Below are 18,369 nucleotides of genomic sequence, written 5' to 3' on the forward strand. Positions count from 1 at the left end.
CATCCCTGCCCGGCCGCGCGGGCCGGCGCGGTGGCATGAGGGTCATCCGCGCGGCGCGCCTCCACCTGCGGGACGCCACCTCCGACAAGGTCTACGACGTCGACCTGATCGAGAACGAGGCCCTCGGGACGCCCGAGCGCTACTTCGTCAACACGCGCTACGGCCGGCGCGGCGCGACCCTGCGCGAGGGCTCCAAGACGCCCCAGCCCGTGACCGCCGAGGCGGCCGCCCGGGTGTTCGACAGCGTGGTCGTCTCCAAGATCAACGGCGGTTACCGGCGGGTCGACGGCCCGGAGACCGCCGCACCCGAGGCGACGCCCGACGGGCGCGATGGCGTGCTGCGGGCGCGGCTCTCCGCCTGCCTGCGCGAGAGCTGGGCCGAGCGTGACCGCGACCGCCTGCTCTGGCGCATCGGCGAGTTGCGGCTGGCCGCGACCGCCCCGGATCTGATCGCCCTCGCGCGGGGCCTCGGCCCGGCGCGGGCGAGCTACGCCCTGGTCTGGGCGCTCGCCCGGGCGGCGGGCGCACAGGCCGGTCCGGCGCTCGCGGCGATCGCCGCCGAGGCGCCCGGCAGCGTGGTCCGCGACCTCGCCCGCTTCGCGCTCACCGCCCCGCTCACCGGGCCCTACCGGCCGCCGGAGGCCGAGCCGGACCTGCCCGGCATGGTCGCCCGGCCGGCCGAGGCGGGCGACGTCGACGGGTTGTGCGGGGCGCTGGACGGCCTTGCCCGGCACGATCCGGGCCGGGTCGGGCCGGCCCTGGTGGCGCTCGGCCGCCGGGCGCAGGCGGCGCCCGGCCTGCACGCGACGCTCTGCGCCGCCCTGCTCCGGCTGCCGGCGCGGCCGCCCTACCTGATCGGCCTGCGGCGCCTCTTCAAGCACGCCGAGATGGCCGACGATGCCGCCCTGTTCGGCGCCACCGCCCAGCGCTTCGAGACCGCGCAGGCGATGTATCAGGCCGGCCGGAGCCACGCCTACGTCCCCGACCTCCGGCGCTACGTCGCGGTGGACGCGGCGCGCCAGGGGCCTGAGGCGCGGCTCGGCCTGTCCACCGCCACCCGCGCCTACATGAAGCGGCGGATCTGGCGCGCCCTGCGCAAGCGCGGCGCCGTCGGGGACCCGGCCTTCGCGGCGCTGGCGGCGGACTTCCTGCTGGCGCTCGGGCCGGAGGATCTCGATCCCCCGACCCGCTGGACCGCCTGGGGGCGGAAGCCGGACGGGACCTGGGGCCGGCAGGCGCGGGCGCGGGGACCGCTCGGCCGCAACTGGACGGCGAGCCAGCTCCTGTACCGTCACGCCCCGGAGGCCCGGCCGCGGACGGGTTCGCTGACTTTCCTGGAGACCGGCGCCGTCGATCCCGACCGGCGCGACGAGGCCTTCCCCGACCTCTGGAGCGCCCGCCCGGACCTGGCGCTCCGCCTCGCCGCGGAGGGGCGGATCGAGCCGGTGGCGCGGCTGGGCCTGCGGGTGCTGCGCGCGGACCCGCGGGCCTGCGCGGCCCTGACGGCCAGCGAGATCGGGCGCCTGCTGGCCGCCCCGCACGACGCCGTGCGGACCTTCGCGTTCCGGACCGCCCAGGCGCGTCTCGCCGCCGGGATCGCCGAGCCTGCCGAACTCGCCGCCCTGGTGGCGGCGCTGCTCGCGAGCCCGGAGCCGGAGGCGCGGGCGCTGGCCCTGCGGCGCCTCGAGGCGGAGGCGCCGATCGTCTGGTCGGATCCCGACCTCGCCGCCGCGCTGCTCACGAGCCCGGAGCCGGACGTCCAGGCGGCCCTCCCCGGCCTCGCCGGGGCGCGGGCGCTGCCCACCGGGCTCGCGGCGCCCCTGGTGGCGCGGCTGGTGGCGTGGCTGCGGGCGATGCCGCCGGAGCCCGACGCGGCCGCGACGGCCGCGATCCGGGGTCTGCGCGCCGCCCTGCCCTTCCTGTGGCCGGACCGCGACCTGCCGGTCACGTCCGAGACCGCCGCCGCCCTGATCGCCCACCTGTCCGCCGCGGTCCGGTCCGCCGGCCTCGCCCTCCTGGCGCAGTCCGAGGCCGGGGCCGCCGGCCTGCCGCCGGAGAGCTGGGACGCGCTGATCGGCGCGGAATCCGAGGACATCCGGATCGCCGCCCTCGTCCTGCTGGCGCGCCTCGATGACGCGCGGCTCGGGCCCTACGCGGACCGGATCGTCGCCTTCGCCAGCGGGCCCGGCAGCGCCGTCCGGCGGGCTGCCCGGCCCCTTGTGGCGCGCCTCGCGGCGGCGGATCCGGGCCTCGCTCCCCGCCTCGCCCGGGAGCTGATCGGCAGCCTGTTCCGCGCGGAGCCCGACGACGCCTACGCGGCCGACACCGTGGCCCTGCTGCGCGAGGCCCTGCCTGGGGAATGCGCCGCCCTCGACGACGGCACCCTGTGGCGCCTGCTGCAGGCGCGCGCGGACGGCGCCCGCCGCCTCGGCGCCGCCCTCCTGCCCGACCGGCGCCCCGAGGCCCTCAGCGTCCGCCAGATCGCCCGGCTCGGCAGCCACCCGTACCGGGCGGTGCGGGACTGGGCGACGGCGGCCTTCGCGGCCGACCCGGCCCGGTTCCAGGCCGCGGCGGCCGAGGCCGTCCTCCTGGTCGAGAGCGACTGGCCCGACACCCTCGCCTTCGCCCGCGGCCTGTTCGACGCGTGGCCGGAGACCGCCTGGACGCCCGAGGCGCTCGCCGTCGTCACCGACAGCGTCAAGCCGGAGGTCCTGGCCCTCGCCCGCCACCTCCTGCGCAGCCGGCTCCGGCCCGAGGACGCGGAGGCGCAGGTCCTGCGCCTCCTGGAACACCCCGCCCCGTCGATGCACCTCCTGCTCACCGAGTTGCTCACCGAGCAGGCCGTGGCGAGCGAGGCGGCCTTCGCGCGGCTGATCCCCCTCGCCCGCATCGTGATGCTGCAGGTGCTGCGCGGCCGGGTCGCCAAGGACCGGATGGCCGCCTTCCTCCGGGCCGAGGCCCTGCGCAGCCGCGCCCGCGCCGAGGCGCTGCTGCCGCTCTTCGCCGACCTGACCCTGAGTGGCACGGCCCGGGACCGCAGCGCCGCGATCCTGGCCCTGCGCGACGTCGCCGACGCGCATCCCGATCTCGCCGTGCCCCTCGTCCGGCGCCCGCCGGAGGCGCGGGGACCCGTCTCCGTCTCGGAAGAGGCCCGATGAACTTCGTCCATCGCTACCTCGGCGAGAGCCGGGCCGTCTCGGACGCGGACGCGACCCGGCTCGGCTTCGTTCCCGACACCTTGCGCGAGCCGACCTACTTCGCCGGGACGGTGGCGCGGCACCTGCCGTTCCGGGAGGCGATCTCCGCCCTGCACCACGTCGTCGTGTCGGACCTGCGCTTCAAGCCGAAGGACCGCACTGCCTACTTCGCGTGGCTCCAGGCCCACGAGCAGGAACTCCTGGCCGAGGCCCTCGCCGAGAAGGACAGCCTGCGCGCCGAGATCGAGGCGCTGCGCGCCGAGTCCCGGGACATCGCGGCCCGCTCCGACGCGGTGATGCGGTCGTTCTACGACGCGCGGAAGCGGTACTTCGACTATCTCTACCGGGAGAACCTCGACGCCTGGATCGTGCTCGACCCGGTCATCACCGTCCATCCGGACGAGATCTTTTTCGAGGCGTTCAGCCTCGACGAGTCGAGCTACGGGCGCCTGTCCTGCGACCACGACACGTTCGCGCGGATCGGCGACATGGCCTGCGGCACGACCAACATCGACTACAGCCACGCCCTCTACGACGAGTTCCAGAAGATCCGCAGCTACCGCGACACCGAGCTGGCGATCGACCCGACCGGCTTCGCGGTCCAGACCTCCGGCGAGGCCGCCTACCGCGAGGACAAGATCGACCTGCCCGATTCCTGGATGCGGGGCTTCCTGCAGGTGTCGAGCGCCATGGCGCAGCCCGCCCACGTGGTGGACCTGCACCCGGTCGACATGCACGCGATCCTGACCCGCCTCGCCGCGCGCCGCGAGCGCCACGGCCCGCGCTCCCTGCGGTTCCTGCTCGAGCCCGGCCGGCCGGTCAGCGTGCTGATCGAGCCCTGGAACGAGCGGCTGACCTTCCGGCGCTCGATCTACCGCGGGGGCGCGGCCGCGGAGATCCGCCTGTGGGGCCGGCGGCGGCTCGCGATCCTGGCCCGGACCCTGCCGCTCGCCCGGTCGGTGCGGCTGCACCTCCTCGGCACCGGGCTCCCCGCCTTCGCGGTGGTGGATTTCGGCGGCCTGCGCTTCACGCTCGGCCTGTCGGGCTGGACCGCCAACGACTGGTCCCGGGCCGGGCAGTTCGACCTGCTCGCGCCCCGGGCCGACGTCGACGCCGACACCGCCGCCCGGGTCTTCGCGGCGCTCCGGCGCCACCACGCCGCCGACACCGGGCAACTCGCCGCCGAGACCGGCCTCGACCGGTCGACCGTGGAGGCGGCGCTCGGCGGCTACGTGCAGGCGGGCCGCGCCATGTTCGACCTCGACAAGCGGGTCTACCGCCTGCGGGAGCTGACCCGGGAGCCGCTGGCGCCGGGCGCCCTGCGCTTCGCCTCCGAGCAGGAGGCCAAGGCCGACCGGTTCCTGGCGGCCGGACTGGTCACCCTCGGGCCCGTCGAGCAGGCCGGCGACAGGCGGCGCCTGAGCGGGACCGTGCTGGACGACGGCCGGAGCCTGACGCCCGCGGTGGAGCTCGATTCCGACGACCGCATGGTCGGCGGCAGCTGCCAGTGCGGGTTCTACACCCACAACCGGCTGACCCAGGGCCCCTGCGAGCACATGCTGGCCGTGCGCCGCCTCGTCCACGCCCAGGTCGAGGGCAAGCCGGTGCGGTGGCAGGCGTGAGACGGACCCGATTGATGCGGCCGCGCGCCTGGCCTATCCTCCCCGCGACGAGGGGCGTCGGCCGGGGCGGACCTTGCATTTCGGGCGGCGATTCGCCGTCCCTGCACCCTGCCCGGCAAAGCGTCACTGGCCCGCTCTTCACTGGGCCGGCACTGACCACCGGTGCGCGTTCGCGGTTTGGGTTCGCTGAACCCAAACGCGCACCGGTGGTCGTGCCGGCGTCGAGTGGACCGGGCCAGTCCCGAGACTTGACGAAGGCATCCCGGCCGACGTCCCCCGTCACGCCTCCTGCCCGCGCCGGAGGCCGCCGATGAGCCAGCAGCCCGGCAGCCTGACCCGCCAGCAGCTCTACGACCGGATCCGCGAGAGCTCGAAGGACGAGGTCATCCTCGAGGAGATGATCCGGCTCGGCTTCTGGCCGGACGGGGAAGCGCAGCCTAACCCGCCGGACGACCTGATCCGCCGCCGCGGCGAGATCGCCCGCGCCCTCGCCGACCTGCACCGGCGGGAGGCGGCGTGGCGCGACCCGGAGGCCGCCCTCAAGGAGATGCATCGCCGCCGCAAGAAGGCGGCGCTGGAGCGGCGGCGCGAGACGCGGCTGCGTAACGCCCGCGACCGCCACGCCCGGGCGCAGGCATGGCACGCGCGCCGGGAGGCGGAGATCCTCCATCTCGGCGACGGCGTCTCGGCCGGCCTCGCGCACGCGGACGCTCCGGGGCGGGGGCCCGCCCCCGGTCTCCCGCCCTTGGCGAGCCCGATGGCGCTGGCCGAGGCCATGGGGATCGGCCTCGGCGAGCTGCGCTTCCTCGCCTACGACCGGGCGCTCAGCGCGGTGAGCCATTACCGGCGCTTCACCATCCCCAAGAAGGCGGGCGGCCTGCGCCGCATCTCGGCGCCGATGCCGCGCCTGAAGCGGACGCAGTACTGGATCCTCGACGCGCTCCTCGCCCACGTCCCCGTGCACGCGGCGGCCCACGGCTTCGTGCCCGGCCGCTCGATCGTCACCAACGCCGCCGCCCATGTCGGGCGGGACGTCGTGGTCAATCTCGACCTCAAGGATTTCTTCCCGAGCCTCGATTACCGGCGGATCAAGGGGAAGTTCCGGGGCCTGGGCTACGCCGAGCCGGTAGCGACCGTGCTGGCGCTGCTCTGCACCGAGCCGGACGTGGACGCGGTCGAGATCGACGGCGCCCGCCTCTACGCCGCCCGGGGGCCCCGCCGGCTGCCGCAGGGCGCGCCGACGAGCCCCGCGCTCACCAACCTCGTCTGCACCCGGCTCGACGCCCGGCTCGCCGGCCTCGCCGGCAGCCTCGGTTTCACCTACACGCGCTACGCTGACGACCTGACCTTCTCGGCCTCCGGCGAGGCCGCCGGGAAGGTCGGCGCGCTGCTCAAATACGTCCACGCCATCGTTGCCGGGGAGGGCTTCACCGTCCATCCGGACAAGACCCGCGTGATGCGCCGCGGCCGGCACCAGGAGGTGACCGGGCTCACCGTCAACGAGCGGGTCGGCGTGCCCCGCGAGACCCTGCGCCGCTTCCGTGCCCTCCTGCACGGGCTCGAGCGGCACGGGCCGGCCGGGCGCCGCTGGGGCGCGGCCGGCGAGGCGGGCGTGCTCCGCGCCGCGGTCGGCTTCGCCCAGTTCGTCCGGATGGTCACACCGGAGACCGGCGCGCCGCTTGTCGCGCAGGCCCGCGCCCTCGCGGACCGCCATTCGGCCCCGGTGACGGCGCCCCGGCAGCCGGACTTCCGCGCCCGGTCCGCGCGGGGCGAGGTGCCCCTCGCCCGCTGGTGGGTGCCGGCCCCCCGCCCCGCGCCCGAGCCGGACCCGATCCTGGCCGAGGCGGAGGCGGCCGCGGCCAGGGCTGCGGCCGCGCCGGTTCCGGGCCGCAGCGGCGTGCCGGCCTCCGGGCGACCGCGTCTCGGCGCGCCGGAACCGGCCGCCCGCGCGGAGGCCGCGCCGGACGCGGGCGCCGAGCCCGACGACACCCCGATGAAGCCCTGGAAGGTCGTCCTGGGGATCTTCGTCCTGTTCCAGGCGGCCGCCCTGCTGCACCCGGCGCTCGGGCTGCTCGTCCTCGCGGTCGCCCTGCTCCTCGGCCTGCGACGCCTGCTGCACCGCTGGCGCCGGCGCCGATGAGCCTGGCCCGGAGCCTCCCGGCCGGGCACCTCCGGACCAGCCTCGCCGCGCTCTTCGCCCTGGCCCCGGTCCTCTCGCTCGGACCGGGGGCGTCCCGGGCCGACGAGGCGCCTGCCGCACCCGTCTTCAACAAGGCCGAGGCCGCGGAGATCGCGGCGCCGCTGCGGCAGGACCCGGCCTTGCTGCGCAGCTTCGGCACCTGCCCGGCCGACATCTTCGCGCGGGAGCGCCCGTTCTGGCGGTGGGCGTTCGCGCCCCGCCGGCCCACCGAGCGCCGCTGCGCGCGCGAGCCCGCTTCCTGCTACGCGCTCTGCACCCGGTGGTCGAACGCGCCGGCCTGCTTCGACCTCGCCCTCGCCCTGGAACACCACTCCCTCGACGTCGCCGACATCCTCGACAAGGAGCGGCTCTACGCCCTCGCCTGCGCGGGCGGGTTCCCGGCGGGCTGCACCAACCGGGCGGCCGGGATCCGGAACGGCGGCTACGCGGAGGATCCCTTCCGCGACGCGCCGCGCGCCGACATGGATGCCTGCCTCGCCCGGAGCTTCCGTCTCGATTGCGACCGGCGCGGCGCCTGGGGCTGCGCCATGCTCGGCCAGGCCTATCGCCTCGGCGAGGGCGTCGCCGCCGAGGCGTCCCGGGCCCGGGCGGCGTTCGACATGGCCTGTGCGATCAACCCGGACTTCGCGGCCTGCACCTTCGCCAAACGGCAGCTGGCCGAGATGGGCGCGCCGTGAGCGCCGGCGACGCCGGACCGGCTTCCGACGCCCTGCGGGCCCTCTACGGGCGGGTCGACCCAATGCCCGAGGGGCCGCCGGCCCCGGGCCACGCCCGCGCCTCCCTGTGCGTGGACGTGGGCGACGGGGACGACGTCGCCGCCGCCGAGCGCTGGATGCTGGCCCATGCCAGCCGGCTCACCCGCGTGCGCAGCACCGGCTGCGGCTGCTGCGTGATCGGCTGGGACATCGAGGGGCCGGCGGCGCTCGTCGCCACCCTGCCGGCGGCGCTCGGGGCAACCTCCGACTGGGCCGGCCCGGCCGCGACCCCGCGGCGCGCGGCGAGCGCGCGGGGCCGGCGCTTCTGGGCGCACGGGTGGGAGCGCTGGTGGGAGCGCTGGGTCCGCCGCCGCTGAGACGCGACCGACATGCGGCCCCTACGGGGAGCCTAGCGCGGTTCCGCGACGGCCTCGGCGCGGTCCAGCACCGGCGGCGCCGGCCTCTGCTCCGGGTTCAGCCGGTCCGGCGCCGCGCCGCGCTCGAGAGTGGCGACCGCCAGGGGCGCGCCGCGGCCGCGCAGGGCGTGCGTCCCCAGCGGGCGGGCGCGGACGCCGTCGGGCATCCGGTCCAGCCGGTCGAGGAGATCCTGCGAGATCAGGATGTCGACGCCCAGCGGGCGGCACAGGGCCTCGATCCGCGCCGTCACGTTCACAGCGTCGCCGAAATACGCGATCTTGTGGCGGTCGACCCCGACTTCGGCCGTGACCACCGGACCGCCGTGCAGCGCCGCCCGCAGCCGCGGGACCGTCCCGAACCGGGCTTGCCAGGCCGCGGCGTCGGCCTCGATCCGGTCGAGCACCGCGAACACGCAGGTGACGCAGCGCGCGTCCTTGAGGCCGCGCTTCATCGGCCACGTGATCATCGCGAGGTCGCCGATGAAGTCGTCCGTGGAGCCGGCGTTGCGCCGCACCGGCTCGGCGAGCGTCGCGAACACGGCGCTGAGATATTCCTGCGCGCGCAGGTCGCCGTGGGTCTCCGCGAAGGCCGTCGAGCCGACCACGTCGAGGAACAGGAAGATCCGCTCCTCCTGCACCGGCTTGTGGTAGCGGCCGATCATGAAGTTCACGAACACCTCGCCGCCGATCAGGTCGCGCATGCGCATGACGAAGACCAGCAGGGCCGACACGGCCAGCGAGTAGGCGAGGAACCGCGGCGTGATCCGCACCGCCGTGGACAGGCTGTCGGCGGTGAGGCCGAAGGTCCAGACGACCAAGCCGCCGAGCGCGCAGCCGAGCGTGATCAGCACCACGTAGAGCAGTTCGGCAGCCAGCATGTAGACCAGCGCCGGCAGGCGGCGCAGCCGCGTCTGGACGCCCGACAGGGCCAGGCCGGGCACGAAGGCCAGCACCGTCCCGCCCACCGCCAGGGCGTAGACCAGGCCGGCGAGCATCGAGGCCCCGCCGACGAAGAGCAGGTTGTAGAGGAGGCCCGCCCCGCCGGAGGCGAGGAGGAGGGTCAGGGCCCAGAGCCAGCGGTACTGTGGGAGCATGGGCGGTCGGCGGGGTCGAGCGTGGCGGTGAGCACGGTTGGACCTACGCGATGGCGGGGGGCGAAGGCGAGAGGGGGGCGCCGCGACGGGTGGATGGGGCTGACGCCCTCGGGCTGGCCGGTCGCCCGTGACCGATCCGGAGCGATTCGCGCCGTCCACCCGACGTCGTCGGCCGGTGTCGCCGCGCGGCCACAGGTGGGGGCGCGTTCGATCCGGGAGGTTGGGACCTGCCCCCCGGCGGATCCCGCGAGGCTGGTGGTCCCGGCAGGACTCGAACCTGCAACCCAAAAAGGCTATTTCCGCCAGCAGCCTAACGAACGTCTACGGGTAATGGTTAGCACTTTGTGCGAGGACTGCAAGACGTAGCGCTGGCAGTTTCGTTTGAAGGTGACCGCAGCGCGGCCGGTCCTTCATCCAAACTCTTGGCATTGCTGGCTGCGTGATCATGTCTCTTCAATCAGAGCTGAACTGCAGCGTGCTCGCACGTTTCATCAAAGGCAGCTCTCAAGATTGCAATCGAGCAGCGGAATAACACGGTCTGGCCAAAAGAATCTGGACCTAATCCGAGATCGTTGGCCGGATAGGCAGGCAATCCGCCTTCCGACACACTGATGAGAGTTACGAAAGTCTGCCGCGATTGCAGAGGCGTTTCATTTCCAGCTTATCTATTTAGGCTTAAAATCTCCAAAGAACGAAGTCGGAATGAAAATCTTATTAAACTTTCATGTCGGGATTGCGCTCATCAGCCGATAGTCATGCGCGGGTAGGATCGGTTGACTGGCTATACGGACGCAGCCTCAGTTCGCATATTAGGCTCCATGTTTCTCGGCTTGAGGTGGCCATCCACGAAGGTGCCGGCCTCCGAGAGAGCTGCGCGCCCCTCCGCAAGGTTCGGGAAGAACAGATGCCAAGCGTGGATCATCGCGGGCCAGATCCGAAGCGTGACGTTCATGCCCGCGCTGCCGGCCGCGCCGGCCAGACACACCGCATCATCGAGGAGCGTCTCGTCCGAGCCGACTTGGATCAGCGTCGGGGGCAAGCCCTTTAAATCGGCGTAGAGGGGTGAGGCCAAAGGGTTCTGAGGATCCGCGCCGCTCAGGTAGGCCGCCGCAAGTTCGGAGAGGTAGAGGCGCTGGATCATGGGATCCACCGCTGCCTTCGTCCTGAAGCTGTTGCCGCGCAAGGCCAAGTCGATCCAGGGTGAAGAGAGCCAGAGACATCCGGGCAGCGGGTCGCCCGCCTCTCGCAGGCGCAGCGCGGCGGCGACGGCGAGGCCACCGCCCGCGCTCTCGCCGCACAAGGCGATCCGTTCGGGCGAGATCCCCTGCTCCAGCACGAACCTATAGCCCGCCACCGCGTCGTCGAGGGCGGCGGGGAAAGGGTGCTCAGGGGCGAGCCGGTAGGCGAGTGCGAGGGTGCGGACGCCGGCGTCCTGCCCCGCGCGCGCAACGACGTGGCGATGGCTGTCGAGGGATCCAGCCATGTACCCGCCGCCGTGGAGGAAAATGAGGACGCGCTCGGGATCGCCACCAGGGCAGAGGGTCCACTCACCCGGCACGCCGCCGGCATCGACAGGGGTGACGCGGGTGCCGGGCGGAAGCGCGTCGCGGCGGCCGAAGCTGTCGAGCCGGGCGCGCCGTGCGACGAGATCCGCCGGCCGCGGCTGCGCCTGCAGGAAGGCCCGGATCGCGTCGATCTCGCTGCGCATCGCGCTTCCACCCGCTACAGCATGAATCGATCGAAGAAGGCCGCGAGTTCGGCATGGGCGTCCAGGGGCAGCACATGCGCGACGTGCTGGTCCGGCCGCACGACGACGATGCAACCGTCCGCCCGCCAAATGCCGCGCAGTGCGAAGATATCGCCGGCCTTCGGGTCCGGGCAGAAGACCTTCTCGCAGTCGACGAGGTTATAACGCCCCTTCGGCGGTCGCAGCAGCGGTGGCATCGCTCCTAGAACGAACTGCCGGTGGCCCTGCTGCAGGATCGACCGCACGTCGATGACGGAGTCGATGTCGGCGCCCGCGGGTGTGAACCGCCGGATGGGCGCGTCGTCCGCTTCGGCAAGGTACGTGCACACGGCGCGCAATCGCGAGGATCGCGCGTCGGGCGACTCCGGATCCGCGAACAGGAACAAGCGCCAGCGGCCATCTGCCTTGACGGTGTGGCCGAGCTGAAGTGGCTTAGCATCGGCCAGCCGGATCACCGGCGCCGAATGAAAGCGTGTCCCGATCCTGAAGCCCTCGGCGAGGTTCTGATGCGTGGACTGGCCGGTGATGAGGGACGGCGGATAGCAGGTCTCGGTACCGGCGGTGAAGCGGCCATGCTTGACGAAGTACCGCTCGAACTCGGCCGGATCGACGCCGTCGCCGCCCGTCACGTCGGATGGCCTGGGCGGGGCGCTGAACATGCGGGCGAACGCACGGTCGAAGTCGATGAGTTCCTGGGCGACGGCGCGACGCTCCATCGAGTAGGTCTGGAGAATCTGCGGTGTACACTGCCCGCGGACCACGGCGGCGAGTTTCCAGCCGAGGTTGAAGGCGTCCTGCATCGAGACGTTCATGCCCTGGCCCGCTTTCGGGCTGTGCGTGTGGCAGGCATCGCCAGCGATGAAGATCCGGGGCGAACGATGTTCACGGTGCGCAAGGCCGCCATCATCGAAGGCTTCGCAGAGCCTCTGCCCAATCTCGTAGACCGACCACCATGGGACTTCCTTCACCTCCAGCGTGTAGGGGTGCAGGATACGCCGCGCCGCCGCGATCAGGTGATCGACAGTCACCGCGTCCCTTGCCAGGCGCCGATTCGCGTCGAGCTTGTCGAGTTCGATGTACATGCGCACGAGGTAACCACCTTCGCGCGGGATGATTAGGAGGCTGCCCTCTTTGGCGGAGTGGATGGCGGACTTCAGGCGGATGTCCGGGAAGTCAGTCACGGCAAGTACATCCATGACGCCCCACGCCTGATTGGCGGAGTCACCGTGCACCGTAAGGCCCACAGCGCCACGCACGGCGCTGTGGGCCCCATCGCACCCGACGATGTAGCGCGCGCGTACGGTCTCGACGGCAGACGTCTGCGAATCGTCGATCCGCTCAAGCCTGACGTTGACCGGATAGTCGAAGTCGCTGGATGGCTCGATGCCGTCGCCCGTTTCGGCGTCCGTGAGAGCCAGATCGAGGAAGTTGCGTCCGTAGCTCGGCTCCAGGCGAGTGGGCGCGTTCTGCATCGTTGCGAGGAAGAAGTCGTGGACCCGCGCCTGGTTCATGATGACGTGCGGGAACTCGGACAATCCCTCCTCCGTATCCACGATGCGGCCAGTGCGGGTAATCACGTTCGACTGGCTGGGATCGGGGTTCCAAAAGCAGGTTTCGTTGACCCAGTACGCCTCCTTGAGGACGCGCTCGCTGAAGCCGAATGCCTCGAACATCTCCATCGTCCGGCATGCGATCCCATCGGCTTGACCGACGAGGAGGCGGCCGCGCTTCCGATCGATGATCCGAGTCGTGATGTTGGGGAAGGCCGCGAGTTGCGCGGCGAGTGTGAGGCCGGTCGGTCCGCAACCGATTATTAGGACATCGACCAGATCCGGCGATGCGCCCTTTAAGTGTGAATTTCCTCCTACCGCTGGTGGTTCGGCGATCGCTGGATCCCCGGACTTGTAGCCGTTGAGATGGAACTGCATCCGCGCAAATTCTCGGCCTGCTATCGGGGGCCTCAAACGGTCTATAGCGTCAGATCCGTTTCGGCACATTCATCTAAACACATTCGTAGCGACAACGACAGTCTCGCGGCCCCTCTAGAGGTATCACCGGGAGAAGAACGCTAGCGTTTACCAGCGGTCATAGCGCCGCTTAAGCTCCGCGGTTCGCGCTTCCGTATGCCCGAGTAAGCAGGTGGCGATAGCTGGATAAGTCCCTGTACCGCCATGCCACTCATCGGTGATGAGATCGCCGCAGTCGGCATTGCGGAATCGCATCCAAGACTGTTGAGCAAGTCTGAGCTCCTCCTGCCACTTCTTACCGTTATCCTCGCTGCTGATCGATTTCATGGCGCGTGCGTAAATCGCGTTCAATTTCTTATCTGCGATTTCCTGGGCTCGACCCAGGCAGGCGGTCATCCCTGGGCTGATCACCTCAGAACAGGCAGCGTCAAGTTTGCCCGCAACATCTCCGTAGGCCTTCGACAGCGCCTTTGCTGCATCCTCACCATGACGGTTCAGGCAGGAGTCTATTGTATTGTCATCCATGCAGGCCAAGGGCGGCGGTTCTTTCGAGGCTGATGGCGTCGCATCATTCGGCGCAGCGTATGCCGCGCTAAGAAAGCCGGCAGATAAAATAATAGAGAGAGCGAGGGCCTTCATCGTCGACACCTTTATATTCCGCGGATGCTGCCTTAGCGTATGCGCCTATTCGTCCGGCGCGGTGTATATCAATCTCAAACTAAATCCATCGAGGGCCGGAAACGGGGGCGTTAAGGCCAGGAGGGGCCCAAAGTCCGCGTCACAAATCTATTCGCGGTCGTAGCGCCGCTTAAGTTCTGCCGCTCGCTCTATGGTATGCGCGACCAGACAGGCTGATCCCGCTGGACCGGCGCCTGTACCGTCCATCCACTCGAATGATATGACATTGCCGCAGTCGGCATCCCGAAATCGAAGCCAAGCCTGTTGTGCGAGCTTGAGTTTTTCGCGCCATTTGCGGGCTGCGTCATCGTCGCTGCCTATCGACTTCATCGCACGGGCGTAGGTCTCATTGAGCTCCTTGTCCGCGACTCGTTGAGCACGCTCCAAGCAATCGCCGATGGCCGGGCCGATCACCTCGAAGCACATCGGAGCGACCTTTTTGGATGCGTCGGCGTAAGCATTAGACAACATATTCACAGCCGCTTCGCCATGGCGGCTCAGACATATGGTTGGGTCGTCCGAGTCACATGTCTCAGCGGCGGGCGCACTTGGCGCTGCAAGGGCCATGGGCACCAAAGTCACGCTGGCCACTGCGCCAGCAAATGCACCGGCAAGGGTGCGAAGAGCGGCCTTGCTCATACTGCTACCTGATCTGACTGTAATACTGCAACAAGCCACAGATTTACGGCCGTAATTTTGAGGTGTGTTGATCGCGCAGCATTTGCGATCTCGAAGCACGAGCTGCGCTTGCTGCAATTGCCACATGGCCGGACCGCGCCTCACATGAGGCGCAGGTTGGATCACTTGGTTTCCGGCGCCTCAATAGTAACGCCCCGGAATGAAGCGAGTACGGGTCGCGTTCCAGTGACCTCTCATGTAGCCAACCGGCCGATTGGTGGCATGGCAAGCGGGGATCCACCTCGTGCCGTGATAGCAGAGTTTGCCGTAGCGGCTGAGCCAAGCGACGTTGGACACGAGGGGCTGATCGGAGGTTGTGAATGCCTTATCCAGGGCGATGATAGGTCCCGCATTCGCCGCGCCGATCGAGGCGATCGAAATGGCTGCGGCAACAACAATGGACTTCATGGATTGCTGCTTTCGTTAACAGATGGCGCATTGAACAGATCTAACTTGATCTGGGGCGATCCGGTTGATTTTGCCGGTTCGCTGCGGGAGTACATATCTCCGACCTCGGAGAGCTTAGGTGCTTCAGAACACGTCAGCTGCGGCGCCTCATTCGGCCTCCGCGCTGAAGAGCATCTCTCTCACAGCAGCGGCAAGGAGCCCGTATTCAAAATACTTGGCAGCGACGGTGGTAGCTTCGGAGTTGCAGGGTCACGGACCGGCGGAAGACCAGCCGCCGGCGGCCAGCTCGATCCGGTCGCCGTACGATTCGAGCATCTCGTCACGGTCTGGCCGGATGGCCTCGTCGGGAGCCGGGCCCGGGATGCCCGCGCCGTCTTCGAGGCGCTGTCCGAATCCGAGCAACTCGCGGCGATCGCCGCGGCACGGGCCTACGCGGCACACGCTCAGCGCAAGCCGGGCTACGCCTTCGCGTCGCAGGCGTGGTTGCGCCAGACCGACTTCGCCCCGCTGCCCAGCCCAGGGCGCCGCACAGCCGCGTCTTCGTCCGCGACGACTCGCCCGGATGGGAAGCGTGGGCCGCACACTACCGGCGCCTCGGCAGGCCGATGATGAACCCCCATCCACATCGGCGGCCAGGACGGCTGGCGCTTTGGGAGCCCGCTGCCGCCCACGGCAACCTCCGCGGCCTGATCGTGGCCGCTCCTCATCCGCCCGGTCCTCGCGATCGACCCTCTGATCAGGAGAGCCCCATGTCCGATTCCCCCGACGACCTCCTCAGCCCACCACCGGCATCGTGGCGGCCTTCGTCAGCCGCCAAGCGGTGGCCGCGGCCGATCTGCCCGGCCTGATGCGCACCGTCCGCGACGGCCTGCTCGCGCTGGGCGATGTGGGCCCGCCGATCGTCGCCGAGCCGGAGCCCGACCGCCCCGCCCCGACGCCCGCCCAGATCCGCAAGTCCGTCCACCCGGACAGGCTGATCAGCTTCATCAACGGCTGCGAATACAGGACGCTGAAGCGGCACCTCACGGCCTACGGTCTGACACCGGACAGCTACCGCGCAAGCTTCAGCCTGCCCCACGACTATCCCATGGTCGTCGCCGGCTATGCTGCAAAGCACTCGGCGCTCGCGAAGGCGATCGGGCTAGGCGTGCACGGCGCCCAGGCGGCGTGGCAGGCGAGCAGCAGCATCGTCAACGACGCCGAGCACTTATACCGGTCGAGAAATGCCGTTTTGGGACGCGCAAAGCTTCCGGATCGACAAACGAGGATGACTCCCTAAGAGACGGTTTACCGATTGTTAATGTTTCCGTTTCTTTTCTGAATCTTCCCGATCGTATATTTAGAAGTCTTATTGGATGATTTTGACAGACGCCTATCGTTATCGTGCTGCGCTGCTCGCGGGTATGGCGATCTCGATGCCCGCCACGGCCGGGAGCGCTGAGGGACTGCCGTGGGGCTTATATTCGGACAAATCTACCAGTATTGCTATCCCATTTGCGTCTCCAATTATCTGGAAGGCAAAGGACGAATTTGGCAACAATAGCCCCGGAGCAACGCTGAGTGTCGGTATCGACGGCATGAGCCCAAGCAATTTCATGCTCGATACTGGTTCGACGGGTATAGCCATCGGAAAAGACTCTAAAGTTTGGCAACCTGCTCCTGGCCAAGCGCCGATCGGACCGGGACAGATCACATATTCTAGCAGCCAGCGTGTCTTAACAGGTCAGCTCTACGAGACCACCGTGCAGCTTTACGACCCGGCAACGAAAAAACCTGTCGCTGCCGCGCGCGTACCCATACTGCAGGTGACGGCGGAAACAGTGGGCGGCGTTGCCGTAACCGGCGAAATTAAGACACAGATGTTTGGTGTCGGCTTCGGCCGTGAGGCAAAGGGTTTCCCGAATGGGACACCCGATGCAAATCCGTTGCTCAATATCAACTATATCGCCACTGGCGACGCATCCAAACTTGTGCGTGGCTACATTATAACTAAGGACGGAATACAACTTGGACTTACAGCCGCAAATACACAAGGGACGACGTTCCTTAGGTTAACTGCCGGCCCGAAATCGGGGAACGCCATCGAATGGCAGATGACGCCGGGCGACCTGCAGGCTGGGGGCGCCATCGGCTCCGGAACTGTTCTGCCTGATACGGGCCTCTACGACTCCTACATCATCCTCCCGGATGGCAGCAGCCTCACACCCCATGCGAGGATCCCCAAGGGAACTCTCGTAACAGTTTACATGCCGGGTCGTACGAGCCCGCCTGTAGCGCTTTACAGCTTCAGAGTTGGTGACACGCGCAATCCGCTTGCGCCGGTGGGCGAGGTCTATGCGGAGAGCACGCCGGTGCCTGATACCGGCGCAACCTACATCAACACGACGATCACGATCCTCCGCGGCTTCAATCTCATCTATGACGCCGATAGCGGGTTCGCGGGTTACCAGCGCATTGCCCCCGAAAGTGCAGATCTCATTGCCCAGCCGATGATCGCACTGCAGGGCAGCTTGAGCTTGGCCTCGCAATTCACGACCGGCCTTCCCGTCTTCCTGATGAGTACGACGGCGCTGAACCCGCTCGATGTTGCGAGCCTCGGCGGCGACGTCTCCGGGCCTGGCGGCCTGATTAAGGTTGGGCTCGGCACCCTCGAACTTGCCGGCACCAACACCTATGCCGGCGGCACCACCATCCTCGGCGGCACCCTGGCCGTTTCCCGCGACGCTAATCTCGGCGCCGCCGGCACCGGCCTGACCCTCGGCGGTGGCACCCTCGAGGTCCTCGCCGACGGCTTCGCCACCGCCCGCCCGATCACGCTGGCCGGCCCCGGCACCCTGCAGATCGACCTCGGCACCGCCACCTTCGCGGGGCCGATCGCCGACGGCAGCCAGCCGGGCGTGCTCGTCAAGACCGGCCCCGGCACCGCCGTGCTCTCGGCCGCCAACACGTTCACGGGCGGCGCCCTGGTCGGCACCGGCACCCTGGCCCTGACCGCCACCGGCAGCCTCACCGCGCCCGTTCTCGTCGGCTCGGCGGCGAGCTTCCTCAATGCCGGCCTCGTCTCCGGCAGCGTCGGCAACTTCGGCGTGCTCGCCAACAGCGGCACCATCACGGGCGGCCTCGCCAATGCCGGTCTGGCCCTCAACACCGGCGCCGTCGGCGGCGGCGCGACCAACAGCGGCAGCCTGATCAACGCCGGCACCGTCGCGGGCGGGCTGACTAATGCCGGTCTGGCCCTCAACACCGGCACCATCGGTGGTGGCGCGGCCAACAGCGGCGTCCTGAGCAACGCCGGCGCCATCGGCGGCGGCGTCGCCAACACCGGCCTCCTCGCCACCAGCGGCACGATCAGCGGCGGCCTGACCAATGCCGGCACCGTGCTCGCCAGCGCCGGCCGCATCGACGGGCCCATCGCCAACAATGCCGGCCTGCTCGCCGTCTCCGGATCCGTGACCGGCACCGGCCCCTTCGCCAACGCCGCCGGCGCGACGCTCGCCGTCACCACGGGCGGCAGCTACAGCCTCGCCGGCCCCCTCGCCAATGCCGGCCTCGTCGCCGTCGCCCAGAGCGCCAGCCTCACCGCCTCCGGCGGCCTCAGCAATGCCGGCCTCGTCGCCAGCGACGGCACCCTCACCGCCGACCTGACCAACACCGGCGTCGCCCGCCT

The 18,369-nt window shown here is 69.9% G+C and carries 13 protein-coding genes; 7 read left to right on the forward strand and 6 right to left on the reverse strand.

The window, feature by feature from the left end; genetic code table 11:
- Positions 1-35: 35 nt before the first annotated feature.
- From BMY19_RS19280 to BMY19_RS19300, 5 genes are all read left to right on the forward strand, one after another.
- A complete protein-coding gene (locus BMY19_RS19280) occupies positions 36-3,158 on the forward strand; it encodes a hypothetical protein (RefSeq protein ID WP_100252633.1) in 3,123 nt (1,040 codons plus the stop codon).
- Positions 3,155-4,819 carry a hypothetical protein gene (locus tag BMY19_RS19285; protein ID WP_100252634.1) on the forward strand — a complete coding sequence of 555 codons (1,665 nt, stop codon included), beginning with the start codon at positions 3,155-3,157 and terminating at the stop codon, positions 4,817-4,819. The genes BMY19_RS19280 and BMY19_RS19285 overlap by 4 nt, the downstream gene beginning before the upstream one ends.
- A 310-nt stretch (positions 4,820-5,129) precedes the next feature.
- Positions 5,130-6,959: a reverse transcriptase family protein gene (locus tag BMY19_RS19290; RefSeq protein ID WP_100252635.1), complete on the forward strand. Its 1,830-nt coding sequence runs from the start codon at positions 5,130-5,132 to the stop codon at positions 6,957-6,959.
- Complete coding sequence (locus BMY19_RS19295; RefSeq protein WP_100252636.1) at positions 6,956-7,696, forward strand: hypothetical protein; 741 nt, start codon at positions 6,956-6,958, stop codon at positions 7,694-7,696. Before BMY19_RS19290 ends, BMY19_RS19295 begins: the two co-directional genes overlap by 4 nt.
- Complete coding sequence (locus tag BMY19_RS19300) at positions 7,693-8,091, forward strand: hypothetical protein (protein WP_100252637.1); 399 nt, start codon at positions 7,693-7,695, stop codon at positions 8,089-8,091. The genes BMY19_RS19295 and BMY19_RS19300 overlap by 4 nt, the downstream gene beginning before the upstream one ends.
- Positions 8,092-8,123: 32 nt before the next feature.
- Here BMY19_RS19300 and BMY19_RS19305 read toward each other — a convergent pair whose 3' ends face one another.
- The 6 genes from BMY19_RS19305 to BMY19_RS30515 all read right to left on the reverse strand — a co-directional run bounded on the left by BMY19_RS19305 (position 8,124) and on the right by BMY19_RS30515 (position 14,702).
- On the reverse strand, positions 8,124-9,224 hold the full coding sequence (locus BMY19_RS19305; protein WP_100252638.1) for an adenylate/guanylate cyclase domain-containing protein: 1,101 nt from the start codon (positions 9,222-9,224) through the stop codon (positions 8,124-8,126).
- Positions 9,225-10,005: 781 nt separating this feature from the next.
- Positions 10,006-10,932: an alpha/beta hydrolase gene (locus BMY19_RS19310; RefSeq protein WP_100252639.1), complete on the reverse strand. Its 927-nt coding sequence runs from the start codon at positions 10,930-10,932 to the stop codon at positions 10,006-10,008.
- 14 nt (positions 10,933-10,946) lie between these two features.
- On the reverse strand, positions 10,947-12,899 hold the full coding sequence (locus BMY19_RS19315) for an FAD-binding monooxygenase (protein WP_100252640.1): 1,953 nt from the start codon (positions 12,897-12,899) through the stop codon (positions 10,947-10,949).
- Positions 12,900-13,046: 147 nt separating this feature from the next.
- On the reverse strand, positions 13,047-13,577 hold the full coding sequence (locus tag BMY19_RS19320; RefSeq protein ID WP_128083443.1) for a lysozyme inhibitor LprI family protein: 531 nt from the start codon (positions 13,575-13,577) through the stop codon (positions 13,047-13,049).
- Positions 13,578-13,724: 147 nt separating this feature from the next.
- Positions 13,725-14,255, reverse strand: coding sequence for a lysozyme inhibitor LprI family protein (locus BMY19_RS19325; protein WP_081636529.1), 531 nt, complete (start codon positions 14,253-14,255; stop codon positions 13,725-13,727).
- Positions 14,256-14,435: 180 nt separating this feature from the next.
- Positions 14,436-14,702, reverse strand: coding sequence for a hypothetical protein (locus tag BMY19_RS30515; RefSeq protein WP_128083444.1), 267 nt, complete (start codon positions 14,700-14,702; stop codon positions 14,436-14,438).
- Positions 14,703-15,495: 793 nt separating this feature from the next.
- Here BMY19_RS30515 and BMY19_RS19330 point away from each other — a divergent pair.
- Both BMY19_RS19330 and BMY19_RS31655 read left to right on the forward strand, forming a co-directional pair.
- Positions 15,496-15,981, forward strand: a complete 486-nt coding sequence (locus BMY19_RS19330) for a Ros/MucR family transcriptional regulator (protein ID WP_100252642.1) — start codon at positions 15,496-15,498, stop codon at positions 15,979-15,981.
- 463 nt (positions 15,982-16,444) lie between these two features.
- On the forward strand, positions 16,445-18,369 hold a 1,925-nt coding region (locus tag BMY19_RS31655), incomplete at its 3' end, for an autotransporter-associated beta strand repeat-containing protein (RefSeq protein ID WP_280141637.1).

The sequence above is a fragment of the Methylobacterium sp. UNC300MFChir4.1 genome (assembly GCF_900110155.1).
Taxonomy (GTDB): domain Bacteria; phylum Pseudomonadota; class Alphaproteobacteria; order Rhizobiales; family Beijerinckiaceae; genus Methylobacterium.

Coding starts and splice junctions, on each gene's coding strand:
- BMY19_RS19280 (WP_100252633.1), top strand. CDS start 36: ATGAGGGTCATCCGCGCGGCGCGCCTCCACCTGCGGGACGCCACCTCC.
- BMY19_RS19285 (WP_100252634.1), top strand. CDS start 3,155: ATGAACTTCGTCCATCGCTACCTCGGCGAGAGCCGGGCCGTCTCGGAC.
- BMY19_RS19290 (WP_100252635.1), top strand. CDS start 5,130: ATGAGCCAGCAGCCCGGCAGCCTGACCCGCCAGCAGCTCTACGACCGG.
- BMY19_RS19295 (WP_100252636.1), top strand. CDS start 6,956: ATGAGCCTGGCCCGGAGCCTCCCGGCCGGGCACCTCCGGACCAGCCTC.
- BMY19_RS19305 (WP_100252638.1), bottom strand. CDS start 9,224: ATGCTCCCACAGTACCGCTGGCTCTGGGCCCTGACCCTCCTCCTCGCC.
- BMY19_RS19310 (WP_100252639.1), bottom strand. CDS start 10,932: ATGCGCAGCGAGATCGACGCGATCCGGGCCTTCCTGCAGGCGCAGCCG.
- BMY19_RS19315 (WP_100252640.1), bottom strand. CDS start 12,899: ATGCAGTTCCATCTCAACGGCTACAAGTCCGGGGATCCAGCGATCGCC.
- BMY19_RS19320 (WP_128083443.1), bottom strand. CDS start 13,577: ATGAAGGCCCTCGCTCTCTCTATTATTTTATCTGCCGGCTTTCTTAGC.
- BMY19_RS19325 (WP_081636529.1), bottom strand. CDS start 14,255: ATGAGCAAGGCCGCTCTTCGCACCCTTGCCGGTGCATTTGCTGGCGCA.
- BMY19_RS30515 (WP_128083444.1), bottom strand. CDS start 14,702: ATGAAGTCCATTGTTGTTGCCGCAGCCATTTCGATCGCCTCGATCGGC.